A 21,197-nucleotide genomic window follows, 5' to 3' on the forward strand; every position below is an offset into this window, starting at 1 on the left:
GCTTGCTACACCCTCAATCTTATCCAACCCGTCTCTTTCGGGAAGTCCTCACGAGTCAGTATCCTCCCTTCGATCCATTGCCTGTACGCCGTCATGGTACCATCATGCGTAACAACAAAAACGCGGTCTTTCGCTTGTTGTTTACACCAATGAATCAGTTCAGAAGCCACATCTCCAAAGTTCTCTTCAGGGATTTCGTTAATCCCCGCTTCCCATCGTTCACCAATCAAGTGAAAGTCCGGAAATTCAGCAGACACCTGCTTTTCACCTAGTGTCCGATCGCAAGGTAGAGTTCTCCATTTCTTCTTCTGTGGAAACATCCGAGGACCAACGGCAGGAGACACAACCCTCCTGCATGGAATGTCTTCACTCCAGATATCAGCCGTTTGTAAAGTTCTTACCGTCGGGCTGACGATAAGTAGATCATCAGAAGTCAGCGGCCATGTTTCTTGTAATTCCTTTGCTTGGTTTTCTCCACCTTTTGTTAATGCCGGGTGGAGGATATGTAATCCATCCGGCTTTTTTGTATGTTCCCCTTCCCCATGACGGACAAATATAAGCTCCATGATCTCCCTCCTTTTAGGATACTTTCAATCTAAATCTTCTTACATAGCTAAGGATTGTATATACCAAGAAGTAACATCCAGGCACACCCGATGATAAAAGCCTTAACCATAAGCTCCTCTCCCCTTTCTAGTGAGGAAGTAACCATGACCACCCCACTTAAGCCAAGACTTATGAGCGTATAATAGGAAAAGCGTTGCCACCATTTTTGCCTATACCATGCACAGGCGATGAAAATAGATAAAGGGATTCCTAAGTAGACATAAATTGGGAACGCGAACAAAAATATAGGGGCTGAAACATCCCCTTTACCAGTCGAAAAGAAGTTTAACGTGATTGATAGAATGATGGATGAAAAGAAAGCGGCAAGTATCCCTATAGATTTTCATCATACATCCCCCCACCCTGACTTTTTGAACGTAATGTTATTTCCCGAGCAATATTTATCCATACTGTTACACATCCTATGATTTATTTTTAACAAAAAAAAGATGGAGCCTCCTCCACCCTTTTTGATATGTTAAGCACTCCACAGTTTTTGGAACACGTGTTCCTGAATGTCCGCATGCCGTTTCACCGTCAATAAGCTAAACAGGATGTAGGCCAGCAGACTCAAAAGTACGGGCAGGACCACTGTATGCATCCCGAACGCCTGAGGCATAAAGCTATGAAATAAGATATAGCTTCCTACCCCTGTCAAAATAGAAGCAATGGCTCCACTAGCATTGCCTTTTTTCCAGTACAGCCCCATGATGACAGGCCAAATGAAGGCTGCTTCTAGCCCGCCGAAAGCAAATAAGTTCAACCAGATCAGTAAATCCGGTGGCTGAACCGCCATAGCAAATACGAGAATTCCAATAACAGCGGTGACGGAAATACTTAGTCTCTTCACCTTCTTCGCACTTGCCTCGGGGTTTACATAGTTCAAATATACATCTTTCACCACTGCTGAACTGACAAGCAGGAGGAGAGAATCGACAGTCGACATGATGGCGGCCATCGGAGCAGCAAGCACAATCCCTGCCAGCCAGGCGGGCAGCACCTCCATTGCAATTCGCGGCATGACCGTATCTCCGACTTCAATTCCAGGAAGGACAGGTCTAGCAAAGACACCTGTCAAGTGCATGCCGAGCATGATGACACCGACCACAACAGTACCGATAATCAAAGCCCTGTGCATCCCGCGTGAGCTTTTATAGCTCATAGCACGGACAGCGACTTGTGGGAGACCGACTACACCGACACCCACAAGAATCCAGAAGGACGATACATACACGGGCGTAAGGGAACGATCCGCTCCGTACGGTGAAATTAAATCCGGGTTCTCTGCAGCAAGATCGGAGATGATGTTGTCAATCCCGCCTCCAGCAATAATCGTGCCGACCAAAATGATCATTGTCCCAAAAAACATGATAATGCCCTGCACAGTATCTGTAATCGCAACAGCACGAAACCCACCAATAATCACGTAAACAAGCACGGAAACAGCAAAAATGAACAAGGCTGCCGTGTAGGAAAGGCCTGTAAACGATTCAATCAGCCGTGCGCCTCCGACCCACTGGGCCGCCATCGCCGAAAACAAGAAAATGATAATACTTGCAGCAGATAGGATGACTACCCACTTACTCTGATACCGTTCCCTCAAGAAATCAACAAGCGTGACCGCACGAATTTTTCTTGCCATGATGGCGAACTTCTTTCCAAGTACCGACAGGACAAAATAACCCGTCGCAAGCTGAGTCATGGAAAGCAATACCCAGCCAAGGCCGACGGTGTAAGCAACTCCAGGCCCGCCTACAAAGCTGCTTGCACTTCCATAAGTAGCGACCATCGTCATCGCTAAAATGAATCCACCAAGCTGACGACTTCCTAAAAAATATTCCTGCAGGAAATCCGCACTCGACTTTAAGTATTTCGAAGCATAAAAACCAATAAAAAATATGATGACTAAAAATAGGATCAGCGGTATAACAACACCCCAATTCATTTTTCATCCTCCTCATCCAACGGTACTTCTTTAAATAAGAATCTGACCGCAAGAATCACAAGAAGAAAGATGAGGACTGTGACGGCGATACAACTATAAAAAAACCAGGCGGGAAAACCAAAAATGTAGTCATACTCCTCCACGGGCCCGGATCCGAGACCATAGGCAAACCCATACCAAAGAATAAAGTTTACAGTAACAAGCGCGACTCCGATCAACGCCTCTTTATTCGCAATTTTATACCGCGGATCTTCCATCCGCTTATCTTGATGATTCATAGAATATTCCCCCTTGACCATCCAAATGTCTAGTTATCTCTGTATTTGTCCGGTGCTGCCTTCTTGTTTTCTCCTTTTCCAAGCTTACCGAAAAATCGCTTCTCTGTCTGCACCCTTTTTTTACAAAAACGTGCTACTCCAACCTTTCCAGACATAAAGTATGAATGGTCCATTTTAAGTTAAACTTGACTATGTTTGGATTAGAAAACTTTTGCTTGCGTAAACAGCTGCATCATGTAAAATAAATATATTAATAGTTAAAAAGGGAGTGCGCCGAATGCAAAGACACTCAGCCTTGTTCATAGTCATCCTGCTTCTTAGTTTTGCATTGCCGTTCACATACGGTGAGCACCACAGCGGCTATTTCAAAGGCGACGTCCAAGAAAGCACTCTACTTGAAACCACGCCCTCAAACGATGATCAAACAGACAAAACGTTTGTCATTCCAGCTTTATTCGGATTTCTGTGGATCCTACATTTGTGTACGAACGTTCCATCAACACCTATGAGGGCCATCCGCAAGTTATTCTTTTTGAACCCTGTATTCTATCAGTCCAATTATGTGATTCATAACCTTTGATGTTGTCCGAACAGCCAACAATCAAAGGAGGTTTCACCCATGTTATGGTTCAGAATGATTATGATCGGAATGTTCTCGTTGACAGCTTTGTCTCTATTATCTTATCAGGGAACAGAAATCTACCATGCTTTCCTCGAATTTTTCAGCAAAAAATAAATATAGACCCATACGCGATTCACGCGTATGGGTTTTGTTATAGCCGTTTCTCCAGCTGAATATCTCTAGGTTCCCGGGCATAGATCGTTGGATGAATTTCTTTGGCAGGCACACACCCCATCTTCTGATAGAACCTTTGTGTCTCCACCGAGGGATGGGCCCCTATATACAATTTCTCCGCTCCCAGAGCTTTAGCGACCTCTCCCGCTTTCTGAAAGAGTCTTTTCCCTATCCCTTGACCGCGAAGATCCCGCGTTACGTGTATGTAAGATAATTCCCTATACCGGGATTTTTCACCAAAAGAAGCCGGCTCAATAACTGCAAAACCTTGGACTTGCTGCTCTTTCATAACGGTCACGACAGCTCCTCCGTTCATGCTCACAAATCGGAAGTGATGGATAATCTCTTGTTTATTCTCGAGAGTCCAATCTTCTTCAAATGAATCGGATTCTTCCACGATTTCTCCTGAGTCATCCACCAACACCCGGTCTGTCTTCTGATACCTATGAAAAGTGTCTAACATGTGAAGATGCATGTCATACACCTTCAATTGTAAAACCTCCATAGACTTCCCTCCTAGTCGCGAAAAAGGAGCACCTCTTGCGGTGCTCCTCTTCTCCTCACTTGTAAAGAAGATTCAAACGTTCTTCCTCTTCTTTTTTGTCATGATACTCATAAAAGCCTACTCCGTTGCCCCAAGGATCTTCAAACGTCCCCCACTTGACAGGAACTTCTTCACGCGAGTGAATATCAAAAGGGGCAATCCTTAATTCATCAACCAGAAAATCTCTCGTTGCTTCAAGGTCTGTAACCCCAATACGGAATGGACCGCTGTTTTCAGCTGGTGTTCCCTCTGCTAACTGCAGCCAGAACCCTGGGATGACCTCCCATTCGATAAAACCTTCATGAGGAATGAAATCAGGTTTCTTCCCGAGTAATTTCTCATACCATTGCTGTCCTTCTACAAGATCAGGGACACGGATTTGATTGGTCACTTCAAATAACATGGGCGTTCCTCCTTATTTAATTTTTTTATCAATGTTGGGAGTTCCTTCAAATGATAGATCGAATAGCGAACGAATGATTTTTCGTCTTGTCTACCTTTTTTCCATATGGCGGTCATCCCGATGTCTTCTGCTGCTCGAACATCTTTTTCCAAATGATCCCCCACATACACACAAGCATCAGAACGCAGATTCATCCGTTCCATCGCTCGTTTAAAAATCATCGGATCTGGCTTTTTCACTCCTTCCCACTCGGAGATGAGTATGGTTTCAAAAAATGGCTGAATTCCTAGAGCCTGAATGTTGTCCATTTGAAAACGTCCATATCCATTGGTGATCATACCTAAACGAAGTTTACTTGACCTTAACTGTAGCAATACCTCATGAAGTCCTTGAAAAGGTGTACAATATCGTTGGAAAGAATCGTTGTAATCCTTATAAAGCTTTTCCTCCAACCTCTTCTCCAAATCCAGTTCAACCATCAGTTGTTGGTAAACTTGATCTTTAGGCCTATACCCCCCCTGATCCAATTCAATAAATCTTGAGGTGAAAACTTCTTTTGATACAGACTCTAAAGACAGCTTGTATCGATCATATTGATGGTTGATGAAGTGCTCTACACTAGCATCACGATCCAAAAGCGTCCGGTCCAAGTCGAAAATGACGGCTTGTATCATAGGCGATGCCCTTCGTCTCTTGCTTTTCGATAGCCATAAAAAGAGCAGTTTTCCTCTACCTGAAAACCACATGACTCATAGAAAGAGAAGTTTTCTTCAGAGGTATGGGCAAACCAATCCCCATGCGGCAGTTTTTCCATACACAGTGAAATCAACTTGTGAGCAAGTCCTTTTCCACGGTACGATTCCGAAACGGCCAAGTCCATGATTGTCGCCATCATGATCTGATCCGACACGACTCGGACCATTCCTACCATTCTTTCTTCTTCCCATACGGTAAACGCCCATGTAGAGTTCTCAAATATGAGAGAAAATTTCTCATCTTGCCACGCAGGACCCCCTCGTGACCAGCCCACTTCTTCAAACAGCTGTTTTACACGTTCGGCAGGCACTCCGGTCGTGCCTTCGCGAATCGTCAAGCCTTGATAGTATTGATACATCTCCTCATTCCTCCGGATACGTTTGTTGTAAGAATGTGACAGATTGGAGGATGAGTGCTTTCAAAACCTCTTCATCAATGTCGTCCACTTTGTTGATGTACACACACGCTTTTCCGCTCTTGTGTTTCCCGAATTTTTCAAGAAGCTCTTCACGTTCCGGGTCGCCCGTGGCGAAATAAAGACTGATATTCGCTTTGCGTGGAGAAAATCCGACAAGTGGGGCATCCCCTTCATGACCTGTCTTATATTTGTAATGATACGACCCGAAGCCAATGATTGACGGTCCCCACATTTTCGCTTCATACCCAGTTGCCTCCGTGAAAATGTCCAACAGGCGGTATGCATCTTCCTTTTTTTTCGGGTGATCCACCTCTTCAATAAATTCAACCACACTTCGATCATTTTGCTTTGTCTTTTGTTCGTAAGCCAAGTCTCCCGCTCCTTTCTACCGTCTTCTTTAAGTATTTCCACTACATCCCCTCCATTTCCTGTTAAATAAGAAAAAAAGAAGGCCCCACCCTGGACCTCCTCACCTCTATCAGCTGACTATTTTCAAGTCAGGTTTACTTTCTTCTTTCTGTCCACCCATATCGTTCGTAATGCGTTGGACGTCCTGGACCATTTCTGACATGCGTTGTGCTTCCTTAGCAACGTTTTCAATACGCTCGAGCTGCTGCTTAGAAAATTGGACCATATTCTGGTTCTGGCCTTTTCCTTCTTTTGTAAAATCCAACATACTTTCAAAAGAATGAGAAAAAAGGTCGACCGTAGACAATAGCTGTTGACTAGATGCACGGATTTCATCCGTCTGCCCTTCCACTTCTTCTGACTGTTTCAAAATCCCCTTAAAGTTCCCATCCAAATGCGAAACATAGTCTAAACTCGTTTTCATTTTCTTCCTTCCGTCTCGAGCATGGAGGTCTGCTTCTGACACATGCTCCCTGATTGAATCCACAATTGAAAAAATACGCTCCGTAGCATTCCCTGACTGTGCCGCCAGCTTTTGTACTTCCTGGGCAACTACACTGAAGCCTTTTCCGTGCTCTCCTGCCCTTGCAGCTTCAATAGAAGCATTTAACGCCAGCAATTTCGTATGATCGGTAATCGAAGCTATTTCCTTCGTAAGCTGACTGATTTGCTCAGAGTATGTTTGTAAGACCTGGATATTTTCTCCGGTTTCTTTGAAGCTGGATTCTGTTGAATGAAGATGAGTGGAAATCTCAGCTAGAGAAGCTTTGCCATCTAGAGTGGCCGTTGATGTATGTTTCGCCTGTTCGGATACCACCTCAATGCTTTCTGTGATTTGTTCCATTGCTGCTTGAATATCCGACAGATTCAGTGCCTGGTTCTCTGCCTGCTCTACTTGCTCATCAGCATTTCGTCCTCGCTTTTGGATCATCTCTTCCATTTCATTTAAAGAATGCGATGATTGATGAGAGGTTTGATTAATGACATCCGATGTTTCTTTTAAAGAGTTCCCGACAGATTGGAGTTGATGGAGTAGTTGATCAGCTTCCGCTTCTTTCTGTTGAGAATGCTTTTTCAGTTCCTGTACGTGGGCATTCTTTTGAACGATCTGGTAAGAGGTTCCTGCACTCGTCAAGACCAAGTAAACAGCATGAAGCGAAAACATGAACCAAGAATAATGATCCGTTCCATAAAAGAATTCCATGCCCCAAAACATCGTGATGAAATGATAAAGGGCGAAAAGGAGCGTCATCATTGTAATGATTTCAATACGGTCATAAAAGGCAATCAATGCCACGACAAGAAAGATGGAAAAATGATAAACTACCATGCCTTCTCCACTCGTAATCATCCCTATGCTGAGGAAGGTGTATAAAAGACTCATCAACCAGGGGATAGCGACATGATCTCGTTTTTTTAAATAAACGAAAAGAGTCACCCCATACAAAGCAAAGGGAATCATTAAATATGTATATAAATAAGGAGCAAAATTCTGAAAGTCATTCATACTCCAACTTAGCAATAAATTTCTGTGAATAAAATGAATGACAAGAACCAGCAATAACCCTACAGCACCAAACATAAGCATGGTACGATTCTTCTTTTTTTCCATACAACCACCCTTAAATAAGACTTAAGAACTATAGTAACGGAAAAATTCAAAAATATCACTTATTTTGACTTCAAAAATTTAAATGCAAAGATAATTTTTCCGAAAACAAAAAACCTCCTAGCATAGGAGGTTTCTCATATCCATTATTTGATTTGTTCATAGATTTCGGTCACCCAAAAGTGGCGTGGAAAAATGAAGAGAGGCCAATAATCCTGCCAGTTTGGCTTTTCGGTTTTCTGCTCATTCCCTGGTCGCTCGGTTGCTTTTTCCTCCATTTTAGCCAGCTGGGTCGTATAAATGGCTGTTCCATCACGATAGGCAATAGAGAACTGACCAGAATCATCAACTTCTGTTTTAACCGCTTCTTCTTTTAAATGAGTGTAGGAAATCTCATCAGGAAGTTTGTATTCTTCATTTATATCTGCTGGAAGCTCTTTCCCGGGATTTAAGGTGGATGTTTGATAATGATCAAAGCCATAGTCTAAAAGCTTCTTCGTATCTTCATAAGACAAATTCTTCGTTCGGCTTTTCATTGTAATGACAATCAAATCCATATTCTCACGGCTCGCGCTCGTAGCCAACGTGAAACCAGATTGTGGGACATAGCCGGTCTTTCCGCCAGTCACACCTTCATAAGGGTCCTCTCTCATTAAACGGTGATGCGTGTATAGTGTGGCATCCCACTTTTCTCCATTCCAATCCAGAACCTCTAATCCGTATATTTCATTAAATGTTTGATTTCCTTGTGCATATTGCGTAATTTTCGCAAGGTCTTTCGCAGTCGTTCTATGCTCGGAGTCAAATAAGCCATGAGGATTCTGGAAATCCGTCCGCTCGACACCTGCTTTTTCCTCAAGGTAAGCATTCAAGTCTTCAGAGAACCGCTCGACACTCCCACTCAAATGCTCGGCAATGGCAACACCTGCATCATTCCCGGAGTTCAGAAGCAACCCCTGGACCAGCTCTTTTAATGTCGCCTGATCCCCCTCTTCAAGAAAAACACTGGAGCCACCTGTTTCATATGCTCTTTCACTGACAGTTACAGTCTCTTTAAGATCCCCGTTTTCAATCGCGTAAATGGCTGTTGCAATTTTCGTTAAGCTAGCCGGATACATACGCGTCTCGGCATTCTTTTCATATATGACTTTACCTGTATTCGCTTCAAGAACAATAGCCGCTTCACTATTAATCGATGGGGTATCCGGCTTGGACTTTGCCATCGTTATGTTTGGATGGATACTAAAAGTGGTAAATAAAGCTAAGATGATTACAATAAGTTTCTTCATTTAATAATGACTCCCTGTACACAGTTATTAATCTAAAAACACGCACTGTATTTAACCATGTATCAGTATATACATAATTGTCGCAATTTGAAGAAAACCCACGAATTCTTAAATAAATTGTAATCCTTTTGTAAACTATCTGGCTATTTCCTGAAAATTTTCCAACAGTTGTTTCTTCAAGCGAATCGCTATATTATAGGAAACTTAACATTTAAAACTTTGCTCTTCAGAATAGGGAGTAGAGGTAATAAAAGGAGAGGCTCGGTCAGAGCCTCTCCTTTTGTTATAGTGAACGTTGCAGAATATCTAAAACTGCTTCACGATTCATTTCTTTATATGTGCCCACGCCTGGTTTAATGAATGTTTTCTCCACAATATCGTCAAATGCTTCATCTGTGATGTCATAATCCTTAAGAGTGCTAGGTGCACCAAGCGAGTTCCAGAAATGGCGCAGTGCCTTCGCTCCCTCTCGCGCAACTTCCACATCCGTCTTCCCTGCAGAGTCGATACCAAAGACATTGGTTGCCAGCTGCTTCACACGGCTTGGATCATCTTCCAAGACATGCTCAAGCCAGTTTGGGAACAGTATAGCAAGACCTCCACCGTGCGGGATATCATAGATGGCGGATACCGCGTGTTCGATACGGTGGGTAGCCCAGTCCCCTCCATCTGTTCCATTCATTAAGGTTCCATTGAATGCGGTTGTACTTAAATACATCATCGTTTCCCTGTGTTCATAGGACTTCTGGTCCGCTATTAATTTCGGTCCGGTTTGGATAGCCGTCCGTAAAAGGGACTCGATGAACCCATCAATCATAGGTGTGTTCTCAGTCCGATGGAAGTAGTGTTCCAAGGCATGGGACATGCTGTCGACGATCCCGTACACAGTCTGGTTTTCAGGTACCGAAAATGTGTAGGTTGGATCCAGGATGGAAAATGTCGGATACACATGAGGCGATCCCCATCCGAGTTTGTCTTTCGTTTCCCAGTTCGTAATGACGGAAACAGCATTCATCTCAGAACCTGTGGCTGCAAGCGTCAAAACAGTACCGATCGGCAGAGCTTTTTCAATGGGAGCCTCTTGTGTGATTAACTCCCAGGCATCGGCATCGCTCACTGCCCCTGCGGCAATAGCCTTTGTACAATCGATGACGCTTCCGCCTCCAACAGCAAGCAAAAAGTCGATCCCTTCTTTTTTACAGATATCAACACCTCTACGGACTGTTGTCAGTCGTGGATTCGGCTCTACACCGGATAGTTCATAAACGTGGCCTTCAAGCTTCTCCAATTGTTGCAAGACGTCCTCATACACACCGTTCTTCTTAATGCTTCCCCCACCATAAATGACAAGCACTTTTGCTCCTTGTCCAATCTCATTCGGGAGTTGTGTGATTTGTCCCTCGCCAAAATAGAGCTTTGTAGGGTTATATTGTAAAAAGTTATTCATTGTTCCACCTCGCCTTTTTTATAACTTTTCTATTGTATCACTCTATAATCAAATCAGGTAAGGATGATTATTGATCGTACACATCTAAATCTTTGATGACCCTCTTTTCATTTTCTCAAAATCGCCTTTTCTTTGTGGATGATATAGAGCGGCTAGTAAAGGGAGTTCTTCCTATTCGTAATCTGTTTTATATGGAGGAAAAGGGGAATATTCTTCATAACATAAAAAAAGGAGTTTTTATAAAAATGTCACTCTATATTGAAGTAGATCATGATTACCATATCGACTTATTTGTAGAAGATATCGGGCAGGGACGGCCGATTGTATTCCTTCATGGATGGCCACTGAACCATAAGATGTTTGAATATCAGATGAACGAACTACCTCAAAAAGGCTACCGCTTCATAGGCATCGACCTGCGGGGATTCGGGAAATCAGACAAACCTGCTTTCGGTTATGATTACGATACGCTTGCCCATGATGTAAAAACGGTTGTAGAATACCTTCAACTTGAAAACTTCTATTTAGCTGGATTTTCCATGGGTGGACCCATTGCGATTCGCTATGCGACGAAATTTGCAAATAAAGAATTTGCACAGTTGATTCTGGCAGGACCGGCCGCTCCGAGCTTTACTCAAAGAGAAGGCTATTCCCACGGCATGAAAAAAGAAGAAGTAGATGAATTGATTGGATTCCTCCAAAAAGACCGCCCAGCTGCATTGAAAGATTTTGGTGAAGGATTCTACCATTCTAATATCTCCGAACCTTTTGGAGAATGGTTTCACAGTCTTGCCCTTGAAGCATCCGCTCACGCTACCATCGCCTGCGCAACGTCGCTAAGAGATGAAGATTTACGGGATGAAGCGAGTCAAATTGATGTACCTACCCTTTTACTTCACGGCAAACACGATGAGATCTGTGATTATGCATTTTCCGAGATATTGAACGAGAAAATCCCGAACAGCACACTCGTATCTTTTGAAAACAGCGGCCACGGAATGGTTTATGATGAAAGAGAAAAATTCAATCAAACGATGCTTGATTTATTGAAGGAGTAAAAAAGGAGAGCCCGGCTTCAAATGCCGGCTCTCCTTTTTTACTATGTACACGAAAGCACATTCCCATCTCTACTAACCTCGATTGTGTAGGAGAGGACCCAAAAATCCGAAGATGATAATAAAACTTCCAAAGTCGCTAATATATGTTCAAAAGATGCTAATAAGAGCATCAATGTTGCTAATATACACCCAAAAGGTGCTAATAAAAGCCTCAATGTTGCTAATAAGTTCCCGGGATACTATGTACAATACAGAAAAAGCACCAAAATCACTGATAGATACCCAAAACCAACGGATCAACGACCGAGTTCCAATAAAAATGCCAGGAAGAGTTTAAATACTCCTCCTGGCTGTCACCTTAAGCGATGACCACTTTCTTTGGATTGGCTAGCTTCTGGATCAGCGGCAATCGGGAAAGATCCATGTTTCCTCCACTCAAGACAACTCCGCATTGCTGTTGTTCAAACGTGTCACATGTACTAAGAAGACCGGCAAGTGCCGTTGCTCCCGCTCCTTCTACTAGCGTTTTTTCACGTTCGAGAAGCATGAGCATGGCTTTTGCGATTTCATGTTCTTCCACCGTGATCACTTGATCCACGTATTTTTGGATACACGTGTAGGTGAGTTTCCCTCTTTCCTTCACGGCAATTCCGTCAGCAATTGTAGAGACAGATGTCAGTTTTTCAGGTCCTTTTTTGTACAAAGCATTGTACATGGAAGGGGCTTTTGCAGACTGGACACCGATGACTTTGATGTCCGGCTTGAGCTGTTTGGCTGCGAAAGCAATACCTGCAATCAGACCGCCTCCCCCGATCGGCACGAATAGACGGTTCAAATCCGGCTGCTGTTGCAGCATTTCAACGGCGACCGTCGCTTGTCCTGCCATCACATCATAGTCGTCGAACGGATGAAGAAAAGTGGCACCTGTTCTTTCCTGCTCAAGCAAAGCGGCCTGATAAGCTTCCTGGAAGGACTCGCCGGTAAGAACGACTTTCGCTCCGTACCCTTGCGTCGCTTCCACTTTCGCTCTCGGCGTTCCTTCCGGCATGAAAATCTGCGCCTGGATGCCTCGCTTCGCTGCAGCAAGTGCGACGCCTTGAGCATGGTTCCCGGCAGATGCTGCGATCACACCGCGGGACGCTTCGACTTCCGTTAGACAGGCAACCTTATAGGACGCCCCCCTCACTTTAAAAGCACCTGTTTTTTGCTGATTCTCCATCTTCAAATACACGTGCTGCCCGGTTTTCTCATTGAAGGTTGTTGATGTTTGCAACGGGGTGCGGTGCACCACCTCCTGCAATTGTTCCTGTGCATCCATGACTTTAGCTAGCGTTAAGAAATCCCCAACGTCTTCACTCCTTTGTTTTGTTTTTCGTACTGGTCGATTTTGTCTTCATACGTCAAAGTGACAGCAATCTCATCCCAGCCATTCATTAGCATTTCTTTGTGGTAAGACTGGATGTCAAAGGACACCTCAAGGTCGCCGTCATCAATGATTTGTTTTTCCAAATCGACCTTCACTTCATACATCTCTTTCGTTGCCTTTTCCATCAGCTGATCTACAACCGGCTTCGGCAACTGAATCGGAAGGATTCCGTTTTTGAAGCAGTTGTTGTAGAAAATGTCGGCGAAACTCGGGGCGATGACCACTTTAAAGCCATAGTCCTGAATCGCCCATGGTGCGTGTTCCCTGGAGGAACCGCACCCGAAGTTTTCACCGCCGACAAGAACAGAAGCACCATCATACTTCGGGTCATTTAGAGAGAAATCTTCCCGCAGTGTTCCATCCTCATTGAATCGCCAGTTGTAGAAGAGGAACTGGCCGAACCCCTGTCGTTCAATCCTTTTCAAAAATTGCTTCGGAATGATCTGATCGGTATCGACATTCGATCGATCCAATGGGTAGACCAGACCATGATGTTGTTTGATCGGTTCCATCTCTTCACCCTCCTACCGTACTGGCGTATTTTCTAACATCGACAAAATGACCTTCCAACGCTGCCGCTGCTGCCATTTCCGGACTGACGAGATGGGTACGGGCACCATTTCCCTGACGCCCCTCGAAGTTCCGGTTGGAAGTGGAAGCACAGCGTTCCCCAGGTGGGACGATGTCATCATTCATAGCCAGACACATGCTGCAGCCGGCATCACGCCATTCAAATCCTGCAGTCAAGAAAATCGTATCCAGTCCTTCTGCTTCTGCTGCATCTTTCACAGATTTGGAACCAGGGACGACAAGAGCTCTCACCCCTTCATGGACGCGGCCGCCACGGACGATTTCTGCCGCTTTACGCAGATCGCTCAACCGGGAGTTTGTGCAGGAACCGATGAATACGTGCTCCACAGGGATTGATTCGATGCTCTGGTTTGCCTCAAGTCCCATATATTCGATGGCACGCTCGATGCCGTCCCGATCTTCATCCACCGATTCAGGATCAGGGACGCGACCACCGACAGGAACACATTGAGAAGGATTCGTTCCCCATGTCACCTGCGGTTCAATCTCATCCGCATGAATCGTAAGCGTCTGGTCATATTCACATCCTTCATCGGAAGCTAAAGCGAGCCACTGTTCAGCTGCTTCATCAAAAGCTTCTCCTTCCGGCACATAGCGCTTGCCCCGCATGTAATCGATCGTCGTTGCATCAGGACTGATCAACCCGGCTCTCGCTCCTGCTTCGATGGACATGTTGCAGACGGTCATGCGTTCCTCCATTGAAAGGTTACGGACAGCCTCGCCGGTGTACTCGATCACATGACCTGTGCCAAAGCGGACCCCATACTTCCCAATAATCGCAAGAATTAAATCTTTCGCTGTGACGCCTGTTCCAAGCACCCCCTCAACATTGACTTGAAGGGTTTTCGGAGGGGCCTGCCAGAGAGATTGGGTCGCGAGCACGTGCTCCACTTCACTCGTTCCGATTCCAAAAGCGAGTGCTCCAAAAGCACCGTGTGTGGAGGTATGGCTATCCCCACAGACGATCGTTTTTCCGGGCTGAGTCAAACCAAGTTCCGGGCCGATGACGTGAACGATCCCTTGATCCGGGTGATTGATGTCCGCAAGTCGGACACCGAACTCTTCACAGTTTGCTTTTAATGTTTCCATCTGCTTTTTGGAAACTTCATCTTTAATGACATTCCGGTGGATCGTTGGTACGTTATGGTCCATCGTCGCATACGTACGATCCGGTCTTCTCACTTTCCTTCCGGCCATCCGCAATCCTTCAAACGCCTGGGGAGAGGTCACCTCATGAATCAGATGCAAGTCGATGTAGAGGAGGTTCGGCTTCCCTTCTTCTTCATGGACGACATGCTGATCCCAAATTTTTTCTACAATGGTTTTTGGATGACTCATTCCGTTCCGCTCCCTTCGTGTTTATACGTAACAACGCATGATATTTTCTGTGGTATCACTTGTGGTGATTTGATCGACTACTCTTCGTGCCAATTCACTGCCACTGACGACGGTACCTCCGACGAGATCGATGTCTGCGGTATGGTATCCTTCGTTCAACACTTCCTGTACAGCCGCTTCCACTTGTTCTGCTTCTTCTTCCATGCCGAAAGAATGCTTCAGCATCATCGCGACAGATAGAATACTAGCGAGAGGATTCGCTTTATTCTCTCCTGCGATATCAGGGGCAGAGCCGTGGACCGGCTCGTAAAGTCCGACGCCTGTTTCATTTAAACTGGCAGAAGGCAGCATACCGAGCGATCCTGTCAGTACAGAAGCTTCATCACTCAAGATGTCCCCGAACATGTTCTCTGTGACGATGACATCAAAGTATGCCGGATGGGTCACAAGTTTCATCGCTGCGGCATCCACAAGCATATGTTCAACCTTTACATCTGGATACTGCGCTTTTTTCTCCTCCACGACTTCCCGCCACATGCGGCTCGACTCGAGGACGTTCGCTTTATCGACTGATGTAAGATGCTTCCTTCGCACCTGCGCGCTTTGGAATGCCTGTTCGACGATCCTTTCAATTTCCCGGCGTTCGTAAGCCAGGGTATCGACGACGGCATTTCCATTGTTTCGTCGTTCTCTGGGTTCTCCAAAGTACAACCCACCGGTCAGCTCACGGACGATCAACAGATCACTTGCCGCGACGACCTCCTGCTTCAAAGGTGATGCATGGAGCAACTGCGGAAACGCTTTGACAGGACGGAGATTCGCAAACAACCCGAGTTGTTTGCGGATCCCGAGCAGCCCTTTTTCCGGTCTCATATGTCCGGGGAGCTGATCCCATTTCGGTCCACCAACCGCTCCTAGGAAAATAGCATCCGCTTTCCTTGCTGCTTCGACCGTATCCTCCGGAAGGGGCGTTTCGTGATTATCGATCGCCACTCCTCCGATGTCATGAGTCTCAAAAGTGAAAGTGTGCTGAAAGCGGTCCGCCACCGACTGCAACACGTTTTTAGCGGCTTTTGTCACTTCTGGACCGATCCCGTCTCCTGGCAAAAGTACGATATGTTTTTCCATGTGCATCCCCCTTTAGTTATACTTGCACTTTTTGATAATTCTCCAACTTGCTTCTATATAATGTGCGGTTCACTGCGTTCAAGAAAGCATGAGCCGATGCTTCCAGAACATCCTGTGCAGATCCTCGGCCAGATGCTTTGATTCCATCGACAGTCAATTGAACGTGTACCTCTGCTAAAGCGTCGCGCCCTTTACCGATGGAACTCAATTGATAGTCCTGCAGATGAACATCGGCATCAATCAAATCATCCAGCGTGTTGTAGATCGCTTCGACACTTCCTTCTCCCGTATTGGCCTTCTCAACTTCTTCCCCATCCGGACGTGTCAAAAGAACAGTGGCTGTCGGACGGTTGATGCTTCCATATTGGACCTGGAAAGCTTTCAACTCGTATTTAGGCTGGTCTTCGTTTTCCGTCTGCGTGTCTGTCAAAATGGCGAAGAGATCATCATCCGTCACTTCTTTTTTCTTCCCTGTCAGTGTCTTAAATGATTCAAAAGCTTCCTTCAGCTTGTTTTCATTAAGATCAAACCCGAGTTCTTCCGCTTTCTGTTTGAACGCATGCCGTCCGGAGTGTTTTCCTAACACCATTCGATTGGAATCGATGCCAACCATCGCTGGGGTGATAATTTCGTATGTCGTGGACTCCTTCAACACGCCGTCCTGGTGGATCCCGGATTCATGGGCGAAAGCGTTGCGCCCAACAACCGCTTTGTTGCCAGGCACCTGCATCCCTGTCAGTCGGCTGACGAGATCGCTGGTGCGCTTGATTTCTTTCAGAACAAGCCCTGTTTCAAAATCAAAACGATCTTGACGGATTTTCAATGCGACAGCGATTTCTTCTAGCGCTGCGTTTCCAGCGCGTTCTCCGATGCCATTAATCGTCCCTTCGATTTGTCTCGCGCCATTTTCAATCGCAGCCAGGGAATTGCTTACGGCCATTCCCAAATCATCGTGGTTGTGGGTAGACAAGATTGCCTTATCGATGTTCGGTACGTTCTCTCTTACATACCGGAAAAGCCGTCCGATTTCGTCGGGTGTTGTGAAGCCGACCGTATCCGGAAGATTGATGACACTCGCTCCAGCGTCAATCACCTTTTCGATGATATGAACAAGAAAATCTTGATCGGATCTCAGTGCATCTTCTGCTGAAAACTGGACATGTGGAAACCTCTCTTTCGCATAGGTAACCATTTCTACCGCTTTTTCCACCACCTCATCTGGTGTCTTCTTCAGTTTGTGAGTCATATGAATTGGGGAAGTAGCGATGAAAACATGCAGCCTCGGCTCCGCTCCGCCTTTCAGAGCTTCCCATGCAATGTCGATGTCACGTTTGTTTGCTCGCGCTAAGCCCGTTACCGAACAACCGCGGACGGTATCAGCAATCTCTTTGACTGCCTCAAAGTCAGCTTGAGAGGAAGCGGGAAAACCCGCCTCCATAATATCTACACCTAAACGTTCCAGCTGTTTGGCAATTTCCACTTTTTCCAAACGATTCAAATTGACACCAGCGGATTGTTCTCCGTCTCTCAAGGTTGTATCGAAAACGTTAACGTGAGCCATGTGTGACCACATCCTTTTCTTTGGATTGGGACTTCTTGACGAACGGCATCAGTTCACGGAGCTCTCTACCCACCTTCTCGATTTGATGATTGTTTTCACGGGCATTGATTGCATTGAACTCTGGACGATTCACCTGGTTCTCAAGGATCCAGCCTTTGGCGAACTTCCCTGTCTGGATATCTGTCAATACGTCTTTCATGCGGGCTTTCGTACTTTCATCGACGACGCGTGGACCTGATACGAAGTCACCCCATTGTGCTGTATCGGAGATGGAGTAACGCATGCCTTCAAGTCCGCCTTCATACATCAAATCAACGATCAATTTGAGCTCGTGCATACATTCGAAGTAGGCCACTTCCGGCTGATAACCAGCTTCTGTCAACGTTTCAAAACCGGCTTTCACAAGGCTTGAAAGTCCACCGCAAAGGACGGCCTGTTCACCGAAAAGATCGGTTTCCGTTTCTTCCTGGAAGGATGTTTCAAGGACTCCTGCACGGCCACCGCCGATGCCTTTCGCGTAAGCAAGAGCGATTTCTTTCGCTTCCCCAGTGACGTCTTGCTCGACACCGATCAATGCCGGTACACCAGCGCCTTCTCCAAATGTACGGCGAACAAGGTGTCCTGGTCCTTTTGGAGCTACAAGGAAAACATCGACATTTGATGGAGGAACAACTTGATTAAAGTGAACGTTGAATCCGTGAGCGAAAGCGAGTGCAGCTCCGGACTTCAAATTCGGTTTGATGGACTCTTCATAGACTCTTGGCTGATATTCATCAGGAAGAAGAACCATGACCACATCAGATTCTGCTACAGCATCGGCAACACTTTTCACTTCCAGTCCGTCCTGTTCCGCTTTATCCCATGACTTTCCTTTACGAAGACCAACAACGACGTTATGACCGCTTTCCTTCAAGTTTTGAGCGTGTGCATGACCTTGAGATCCATAGCCTACAACAGCAATCTTTTTATTTTTTAGTACCTCGTCTTTGATATCGTTGTGGTAGTATACGTGTGCCATTTGTACATCCATCCTTTCGGGAAATTATTTTAATAGAGAGTAAGATTTGAATTCTGCTACTTGCGGCTGATGACCGCGGGTGAATGCGGTTAAGCCTGTTCTGGCAAGTTCTTTAATGCCATATGGCCTTAGTAGATCGATGAGCGCATCGACTTTATCCGATTTACCCGTCACTTGAACCGTAACGCTTTCTTTACTGACATCAATGATTGATGCACGGAACGGTTCGATGATCCCTTGGATTTCGCTGCGGATTTGCGGGTTGCTGATCACCTTTACCATCGCGAGCTCCCTGGCGACAATCGCTTTGTCTGTGATGTCTGATACCTTCAGAACATCGATTTGTTTGTTCAGCTGTTTGGTGAGCTGCTCAAGCTTACGATCATCCTCGACTTCCACGACGAACGTCATTTTTGAGACGCCTTCGGTCTCTGTCCGTCCGACAGAAATGCTTTCAATGTTGAATTGCCGCTTGGCAAGTAATCCTGTTACCCGGTTCAGCACACCGCTTCGATTATGAACGGTTGCTGTGACGATTCGCTTCATCGTTTCACCCCAATCATTTCGTGTAGTCCTTTTCCTGGTGCGATCATCGGATAGACGTTCTCTTTTTGGAGGACTCGGCAATCGATGACCGCCGGCTGATCGTCCCCCAGAACTTTCGGCAGGACTTCCAAGAGTTCTTCCTGTGTTTCGATCTTATAACCAGGTACCTGGTAGCTTTCTGCAAGTTTCACAAAGTCCGGCTGCACATCGATGATAGACTCTGAGTATCTTTCACTATAGAACTTCTCCTGCCACTGTCTTACCATTCCTAACGCCTGATTGTTGACGATCAGTACTTTGACAGGCAGTCTGCGTTCTTGTAAAACAGACAGTTCCTGAAGCGTCATCTGAAAACCACCGTCACCTACAACAGCGACACACGTGGAATCCATGTCAGCCAGCTGGGCTCCGATTGCTGCCGGGAACCCGTACCCCATCGTTCCAAGCCCACCTGAGGTGACCCAGCGGTTCGGCCTGTCAAATTGGTAGTATTGGGCCGCCCACATTTGATGCTGTCCGACATCTGTTGTAACGACTGCTTCTCCACCGGTATATTCATAAACTTTCTGCATGAGCCACTGAGGAACGATCAGTTCATCCGGCTGGTCATGCCAGAGTGGATAATCGATTTTGTTTTGGCTGATCGCATCCATCCATCCTTTATGGTGCAATCCTTTCACCGTTTTCGCGTTCAAAGCTTCCAGCGCTGCTTTGGCATCCGATACGATCGGAATGTGGGTCGGAATGTTTTTCCCGATTTCAGCAGGATCGATATCGATATGGGCGACTGTCGCGTTTGGGGCGAAGTGTTTCAAATTTCCTGTCAGTCTGTCATCAAAGCGAGAACCGATATTGATCAGAAGGTCGCATTCGTAAAGAGCTGTGTTTGCGGAATACGTCCCATGCATCCCAGCCATTCCGAGGGACAAATCGCAGGTGCCCGGGTAACTGCCGAGCCCGAGAAGCGTCGTTGTAACCGGAAGTTGGTAATTTTGGACGAATGCTTTCAACTCCTCCGAAGCACCTGCGTGAATGACACCGGACCCTGCAAGGACGACCGGTTTTTTCGCTTCCACAAGTGCGTCGTGCAGTTTACTCACTTGAAGTGGATTCGGTTTGACGGTTGGCTGATAGCCTGGCAAATGAAAATCACTCTTCACTTCCTTTGCGTAAACCGTTGAACTGATATCTTTCGGAATATCCACAACGACCGGCCCTGGTCTGCCTGTTGTCGCAATATGAAAGGCTTCATTCACGATCCTTGGCAGGTCCTCGATTTCCTGCACTTGATAATTATGTTTTGTAATCGGTGTTGTGATTCCCATGATGTCTGATTCCTGGAATGCATCGGTTCCGATGACCCCTTTGGCAACCTGACCGGTAAAAATTACGAGTGGAATGGAATCCATCATTGCATCCGCAATTCCTGTGACTAAGTTTGTCGCTCCTGGTCCAGATGTACCGATGACGACTCCTGCTTTGCCTGACACCCTTGCATATCCTTCCGCTGCGTGGATGGCGCCTTGTTCATGTCTTGGAAGAATGTGATCAAAACTGCCTTCTGCCCGGTAGATCGCATCATAAATCGGTAAAACCGCGCCACCTGGATATCCGAATAACGTTTCAACACCTTGACCGATCAAAGCTTCCACCAGCAAATCGGCTCCTGTCTTCGTCGCGGTCTGCTGTTCCGCACTTGCCTGTGCCTTCATTTTTTTCATCCCTCCTGTGTTAAACCTATCTTTTATGAAAAAGCGGATGACAACTGTATAGCCTCTCCGCTTAAAACCTTTCGTCTTTCGAACAAAAAAGAGACCTTCTTCCTCCTCAGATTCCTGCAACACAACAACTATGTTGTAAGAATGTGAGGGGTGAAAAGGTCTCTCTTTACTTCCACGGTACCACCCTCATTCGTGAAGCTCACTAAAACAAGCTCCACCTCATGGGATTCAACATGAACCCCTTTTGATAACAGGTGCGGTGAAACACCTGGTCCCGCCTACTGGAAGATCGTTCGGCGTGGACACTCAAG

General features: G+C 45.9%; 21 protein-coding genes. 2 read left to right on the forward strand and 19 right to left on the reverse strand.

Annotation, left to right across the window (positions count from 1 at the left end; translation table 11 throughout):
- Positions 1-5: 5 nt before the first annotated feature.
- The 3 genes from HFA01_RS05205 to HFA01_RS05215 all read right to left on the reverse strand — a co-directional run bounded on the left by HFA01_RS05205 (position 6) and on the right by HFA01_RS05215 (position 2,808).
- On the reverse strand, positions 6-566 hold the full coding sequence (locus tag HFA01_RS05205) for a histidine phosphatase family protein (RefSeq protein ID WP_146813916.1): 561 nt from the start codon (positions 564-566) through the stop codon (positions 6-8).
- 518 nt (positions 567-1,084) lie between these two features.
- Positions 1,085-2,551 (reverse strand): sodium/pantothenate symporter, encoded by a 1,467-nt coding sequence (gene panF / locus HFA01_RS05210; RefSeq protein WP_146813918.1) that lies wholly within the window; start codon positions 2,549-2,551, stop codon positions 1,085-1,087.
- Positions 2,548-2,808 carry a YhdT family protein gene (locus HFA01_RS05215; protein ID WP_146814015.1) on the reverse strand — a complete coding sequence of 87 codons (261 nt, stop codon included), beginning with the start codon at positions 2,806-2,808 and terminating at the stop codon, positions 2,548-2,550. The genes panF and HFA01_RS05215 overlap by 4 nt, the downstream gene beginning before the upstream one ends.
- A gap of 298 nt (positions 2,809-3,106) precedes the next feature.
- Between HFA01_RS05215 and HFA01_RS05220 the strand changes: the two genes are divergently transcribed.
- Positions 3,107-3,409 (forward strand): hypothetical protein, encoded by a 303-nt coding sequence (locus HFA01_RS05220; protein ID WP_146813920.1) that lies wholly within the window; start codon positions 3,107-3,109, stop codon positions 3,407-3,409.
- 193 nt (positions 3,410-3,602) lie between these two features.
- Here HFA01_RS05220 and HFA01_RS05225 read toward each other — a convergent pair whose 3' ends face one another.
- The 8 genes from HFA01_RS05225 to HFA01_RS05260 form a co-directional block, all read right to left on the reverse strand.
- On the reverse strand, positions 3,603-4,130 hold the full coding sequence (locus HFA01_RS05225; RefSeq protein WP_146813922.1) for a GNAT family N-acetyltransferase: 528 nt from the start codon (positions 4,128-4,130) through the stop codon (positions 3,603-3,605).
- Between the two features lie 55 nt (positions 4,131-4,185).
- Positions 4,186-4,572, reverse strand: a complete 387-nt coding sequence (locus HFA01_RS05230; RefSeq protein ID WP_146813924.1) for a VOC family protein — start codon at positions 4,570-4,572, stop codon at positions 4,186-4,188.
- Entirely contained in the window at positions 4,557-5,246 is a 690-nt protein-coding gene (locus HFA01_RS05235) for an HAD family hydrolase (RefSeq protein WP_146813926.1), read from the reverse strand. Before HFA01_RS05235 ends, HFA01_RS05230 begins: the two co-directional genes overlap by 16 nt.
- Positions 5,243-5,686 (reverse strand): GNAT family N-acetyltransferase, encoded by a 444-nt coding sequence (locus tag HFA01_RS05240; RefSeq protein WP_146813928.1) that lies wholly within the window; start codon positions 5,684-5,686, stop codon positions 5,243-5,245. The genes HFA01_RS05235 and HFA01_RS05240 overlap by 4 nt, the downstream gene beginning before the upstream one ends.
- Positions 5,687-5,690: 4 nt before the next feature.
- A complete protein-coding gene (locus HFA01_RS05245) occupies positions 5,691-6,116 on the reverse strand; it encodes a DUF1801 domain-containing protein (protein WP_146813930.1) in 426 nt (141 codons plus the stop codon).
- A gap of 108 nt (positions 6,117-6,224) precedes the next feature.
- Complete coding sequence (locus HFA01_RS05250) at positions 6,225-7,766, reverse strand: methyl-accepting chemotaxis protein (RefSeq protein WP_146813932.1); 1,542 nt, start codon at positions 7,764-7,766, stop codon at positions 6,225-6,227.
- A 143-nt stretch (positions 7,767-7,909) separates the two neighbouring features.
- Positions 7,910-9,052, reverse strand: coding sequence for a D-alanyl-D-alanine carboxypeptidase family protein (locus HFA01_RS05255; RefSeq protein WP_246139278.1), 1,143 nt, complete (start codon positions 9,050-9,052; stop codon positions 7,910-7,912).
- A gap of 283 nt (positions 9,053-9,335) precedes the next feature.
- Positions 9,336-10,499, reverse strand: coding sequence for an iron-containing alcohol dehydrogenase (locus HFA01_RS05260; protein ID WP_146813934.1), 1,164 nt, complete (start codon positions 10,497-10,499; stop codon positions 9,336-9,338).
- Between the two features lie 245 nt (positions 10,500-10,744).
- On the opposite strand from HFA01_RS05260, the gene HFA01_RS05265 reads away from it, so the two are divergent.
- Positions 10,745-11,557, forward strand: a complete 813-nt coding sequence (locus HFA01_RS05265) for an alpha/beta fold hydrolase (protein ID WP_146813936.1) — start codon at positions 10,745-10,747, stop codon at positions 11,555-11,557.
- Between the two features lie 358 nt (positions 11,558-11,915).
- Here the strand turns inward: HFA01_RS05265 and ilvA are convergent, their stop codons facing one another.
- The 8 genes from ilvA to ilvB are packed head-to-tail and all read right to left on the reverse strand — an operon-like array spanning position 11,916 to position 20,877.
- Entirely contained in the window at positions 11,916-12,875 is a 960-nt protein-coding gene (ilvA, locus tag HFA01_RS05270; protein ID WP_146813939.1) for a threonine ammonia-lyase, read from the reverse strand.
- 14 nt (positions 12,876-12,889) lie between these two features.
- Entirely contained in the window at positions 12,890-13,495 is a 606-nt protein-coding gene (gene leuD / locus HFA01_RS05275; protein ID WP_146813941.1) for a 3-isopropylmalate dehydratase small subunit, read from the reverse strand.
- A 4-nt stretch (positions 13,496-13,499) separates the two neighbouring features.
- Positions 13,500-14,912, reverse strand: a complete 1,413-nt coding sequence (leuC, locus tag HFA01_RS05280) for a 3-isopropylmalate dehydratase large subunit (RefSeq protein ID WP_146813944.1) — start codon at positions 14,910-14,912, stop codon at positions 13,500-13,502.
- Positions 14,913-14,933: 21 nt separating this feature from the next.
- Positions 14,934-16,040: a 3-isopropylmalate dehydrogenase gene (leuB, locus tag HFA01_RS05285; RefSeq protein WP_146813946.1), complete on the reverse strand. Its 1,107-nt coding sequence runs from the start codon at positions 16,038-16,040 to the stop codon at positions 14,934-14,936.
- A 16-nt stretch (positions 16,041-16,056) separates the two neighbouring features.
- Positions 16,057-17,601, reverse strand: coding sequence for a 2-isopropylmalate synthase (locus tag HFA01_RS05290; RefSeq protein WP_146813948.1), 1,545 nt, complete (start codon positions 17,599-17,601; stop codon positions 16,057-16,059).
- On the reverse strand, positions 17,588-18,619 hold the full coding sequence (gene ilvC, locus HFA01_RS05295) for a ketol-acid reductoisomerase (RefSeq protein WP_146813950.1): 1,032 nt from the start codon (positions 18,617-18,619) through the stop codon (positions 17,588-17,590). The genes HFA01_RS05290 and ilvC overlap by 14 nt, the downstream gene beginning before the upstream one ends.
- 24 nt (positions 18,620-18,643) lie before the next feature.
- Complete coding sequence (ilvN, locus tag HFA01_RS05300) at positions 18,644-19,165, reverse strand: acetolactate synthase small subunit (protein ID WP_089654003.1); 522 nt, start codon at positions 19,163-19,165, stop codon at positions 18,644-18,646.
- Positions 19,162-20,877 carry a biosynthetic-type acetolactate synthase large subunit gene (gene ilvB, locus HFA01_RS05305; RefSeq protein ID WP_146813952.1) on the reverse strand — a complete coding sequence of 572 codons (1,716 nt, stop codon included), beginning with the start codon at positions 20,875-20,877 and terminating at the stop codon, positions 19,162-19,164. The genes ilvN and ilvB overlap by 4 nt, the downstream gene beginning before the upstream one ends.
- Positions 20,878-21,197 lie beyond the last annotated feature (320 nt).

Source organism: Halobacillus faecis, from assembly GCF_007991335.1.
GTDB lineage: Bacteria > Bacillota > Bacilli > Bacillales > Halobacillaceae > Halobacillus > Halobacillus faecis.

Excerpts from the sequence above, each read along its gene's own strand:
- HFA01_RS05220 (WP_146813920.1), top strand. The coding sequence starts at position 3,107 with ATGCAAAGACACTCAGCCTTGTTCATAGTCATCCTGCTTCTTAGTTTT.
- leuC (WP_146813944.1), bottom strand. The coding sequence starts at position 14,912 with ATGAGTCATCCAAAAACCATTGTAGAAAAAATTTGGGATCAGCATGTC.
- HFA01_RS05225 (WP_146813922.1), bottom strand. The coding sequence starts at position 4,130 with ATGGAGGTTTTACAATTGAAGGTGTATGACATGCATCTTCACATGTTA.
- HFA01_RS05265 (WP_146813936.1), top strand. The coding sequence starts at position 10,745 with ATGTCACTCTATATTGAAGTAGATCATGATTACCATATCGACTTATTT.
- HFA01_RS05215 (WP_146814015.1), bottom strand. The coding sequence starts at position 2,808 with ATGGAAGATCCGCGGTATAAAATTGCGAATAAAGAGGCGTTGATCGGA.
- ilvB (WP_146813952.1), bottom strand. The coding sequence starts at position 20,877 with ATGAAGGCACAGGCAAGTGCGGAACAGCAGACCGCGACGAAGACAGGA.
- ilvC (WP_146813950.1), bottom strand. The coding sequence starts at position 18,619 with ATGGCACACGTATACTACCACAACGATATCAAAGACGAGGTACTAAAA.
- HFA01_RS05205 (WP_146813916.1), bottom strand. The coding sequence starts at position 566 with ATGGAGCTTATATTTGTCCGTCATGGGGAAGGGGAACATACAAAAAAG.
- leuB (WP_146813946.1), bottom strand. The coding sequence starts at position 16,040 with ATGGAAAAACATATCGTACTTTTGCCAGGAGACGGGATCGGTCCAGAA.
- HFA01_RS05250 (WP_146813932.1), bottom strand. The coding sequence starts at position 7,766 with ATGGAAAAAAAGAAGAATCGTACCATGCTTATGTTTGGTGCTGTAGGG.
- ilvA (WP_146813939.1), bottom strand. The coding sequence starts at position 12,875 with ATGGATGCACAGGAACAATTGCAGGAGGTGGTGCACCGCACCCCGTTG.
- HFA01_RS05260 (WP_146813934.1), bottom strand. The coding sequence starts at position 10,499 with ATGAATAACTTTTTACAATATAACCCTACAAAGCTCTATTTTGGCGAG.
- leuD (WP_146813941.1), bottom strand. The coding sequence starts at position 13,495 with ATGGAACCGATCAAACAACATCATGGTCTGGTCTACCCATTGGATCGA.
- HFA01_RS05240 (WP_146813928.1), bottom strand. The coding sequence starts at position 5,686 with ATGTATCAATACTATCAAGGCTTGACGATTCGCGAAGGCACGACCGGA.
- panF (WP_146813918.1), bottom strand. The coding sequence starts at position 2,551 with ATGAATTGGGGTGTTGTTATACCGCTGATCCTATTTTTAGTCATCATA.
- HFA01_RS05255 (WP_246139278.1), bottom strand. The coding sequence starts at position 9,052 with ATGAAGAAACTTATTGTAATCATCTTAGCTTTATTTACCACTTTTAGT.
- HFA01_RS05290 (WP_146813948.1), bottom strand. The coding sequence starts at position 17,601 with ATGGCTCACGTTAACGTTTTCGATACAACCTTGAGAGACGGAGAACAA.
- HFA01_RS05230 (WP_146813924.1), bottom strand. The coding sequence starts at position 4,572 with ATGTTATTTGAAGTGACCAATCAAATCCGTGTCCCTGATCTTGTAGAA.
- ilvN (WP_089654003.1), bottom strand. The coding sequence starts at position 19,165 with ATGAAGCGAATCGTCACAGCAACCGTTCATAATCGAAGCGGTGTGCTG.
- HFA01_RS05235 (WP_146813926.1), bottom strand. The coding sequence starts at position 5,246 with ATGATACAAGCCGTCATTTTCGACTTGGACCGGACGCTTTTGGATCGT.